3 protein-coding genes are annotated in these 2,119 nt (G+C 73.3%); 2 read left to right on the forward strand and 1 reads right to left on the reverse strand.

Going from position 1 to position 2,119, the window contains the following annotated elements:
* Nucleotides 1-800: aquaporin (locus KY462_16925; protein MBW3579382.1), on the forward strand; the 800-nt coding region annotated here is incomplete at its 5' end.
* A gap of 8 nt (nucleotides 801-808) precedes the next feature.
* On the opposite strand, the gene KY462_16930 is transcribed toward KY462_16925, so the two are convergent.
* Entirely contained in the window at nucleotides 809-1,558 is a 750-nt protein-coding gene (locus KY462_16930) for a prolipoprotein diacylglyceryl transferase (GenBank protein MBW3579383.1), read from the reverse strand.
* 26 nt (nucleotides 1,559-1,584) lie between these two features.
* Here KY462_16930 and KY462_16935 point away from each other — a divergent pair.
* A partial coding sequence (locus KY462_16935; GenBank protein MBW3579384.1) for a hypothetical protein occupies nucleotides 1,585-2,119 on the forward strand: 535 nt, incomplete at its 3' end.

Consider the following 2,119-nt stretch of genomic DNA (forward strand, 5'->3'; position numbering starts at 1 on the left):
ATCGACGACCGGGGAGGTCGACCGTGGAGGGACAGGCAGCCAAGCTGGACGAGCGGGGCGCCGCCGCCTACGTCGCGGAGTTCGCAGGCACGTTCCTCCTCGTGGTGTTCATCTGCCTCGCCGCCTCGCAGAGCGGCGGCACCGGCGTCACGGACTACGCGGTCATCGGGCTCGTCGACTTCCTCGCCCTGACGATCCTCGTCGCCGTCCTGGGCGGCGTCTCGGGCGGGCATTTCAACCCCGCGGTCAGCGTGGCGCTGGCCGCGGTGCGCAGGATCGCCCCCGCCGACGCCGTGACCTACGTCGTCTGCCAGCTGGCCGGCGGCGTGGCCGCCGCGCTGATCGTCGCGCTGATGACCGGCGACGCCGGGGAGGTCGCCAACCTCGGCGCGCTGGTGCCCAGCGAAGCCTTCGACATGACGGTGTGGAGCGTCGGGCTGGCCGAGCTGCTGGGCACCTTCCTGCTCATGGGCGCGGTCATGGGCACGGCCGTGGCCCGCAGCGACGCACAGCGCTGGGCGCCGTTGATCATCGGCGGCGCCTTCGGTGTGGCTGCCCTGGCCCTCGGCCCGCTGACCGGTGCGGGCTTCAATCCGGCGCGCGCCTTCGGCCCGGCCATCGCCAGCGGCGAGTTCGGCGGGGCCGACGTCTTCATCGTCGGCTACCTCGTCGCACCCGTGCTGGGCGCCCTGGCCGCTGCCTTCGGTTACCAGGCGCTGACGCTGGCACCGCGCGGCGGGGAGGGCCACCGCCCGGTGGACACGCGGGACAAGAGCCCTGCCGAGCGGTTGTTGGAGTAGGAAGCGGCTCAGGTCGCGGCGACCAGGCCGCCGCGTCGCTGGGCCATCACGGCCAGCAGCGCGGCCCCGGCGACCATGCCGATGATGGCCCAGAGCTGGGCCTGGGTGAGGCCGGCCAGCGCCGCCTCGTTGCGGCGCACGAACTCGACGAGCAGGCGCTCCAGCCCCGCGGCGAGCAGGTAGATGCCGAAGAGCACTCCGGGGCGGAAGCGGTCGCGCAGGCGCCACAGGACGTAGGCCAGCAGGCCCATCGCCAGCGTCTCGTAGATCGGCGTGGGGTGGACGGCCTGGTCGGTGGGCACGACGCCGTCGGGATAGGGCATGGCCCACGGCAGCCCGCTGGGTACGCCGTAGTCCCCGTCACCGGAGATCTGGCAGCCGATGCGCCCGACCGCGTAGCCCAGCGGGAGGCCGATGGCGGCGATGTCGGCCAGGTGGGGGATGTCCATGCCCCGCCAGCGCACCCAGGCCAGCACGGCCAGGGCGCCGCCCACCAGTCCGCCGTACCAGGTCAACCCAGCGCCGCTGAAGATGCCCGCGAAGGACACCTCGGCCCCGGTGTCGACGACCCAGTAGAGCTTGGCGCCGACCAAACCGCCGGCGAGGGTGACGAACACCAGCTCGTAGGCCCAGTCGCTCGGGCGGCCCAGCTCCCCCAGGCGCCGCGAGGCCACCGCGCCCCAGGCCAGGAAGCTCAGCGCGAAGAACAGGCCGAACGTCTGGATGGACACGCCCAGGACGTCGATGTCGGCGAGCACGCCGGGAGGGTAGCCTCGGTGGAGCCGTGCGCCGACGGGTCACCTTCTCGCGCAACTTCACCCTCTCGCTGTCGCGAACCTGTCGCTGCTACTGCAAGTACTGCGCGTTCGCCACGCACCGGGCCCACCTGCACGAGCCCGACGAGGTGCTGGCCCAGCTGCAGCGGGCGCGGCGGCGCAACGCCAAGGAGCTGCTGGTCCTCACCGGCGAGCGTCCCGATATCAACGACGGGGTGCGCGAGCGCCTGCGCGCGCTGGGCCACGAGGTCACCGGGCGCGCCGTGTCACTCGGGGAGGTCGCCGCCGAGGTGGCCGGCGAGCAGCCCGACCTCGCCGTCGTCGCCGTGCACGACAGCGATGACCACGCCCTGGCGCTCATCAGCGAGATCACCGAGGTCGCCGGGCGGCCGGTCATCGCCCTGCTGGGCGAGGTCGACCCCGGCTTCGTCCGCGCGGCGGCCGAGCGGGGAATCTTCGCCTACGCCCGATCCGACGACCCGGCGAACCTGCAGGGGGCCATCGAGGTGGCCCTCCAGCGCTTCCACGAGGCGCGCGCGCTGG

The organism is Actinomycetota bacterium (assembly GCA_019347675.1).
In the GTDB taxonomy this organism is placed as follows: domain Bacteria; phylum Actinomycetota; class Nitriliruptoria; order Nitriliruptorales; family JAHWKO01; genus JAHWKW01.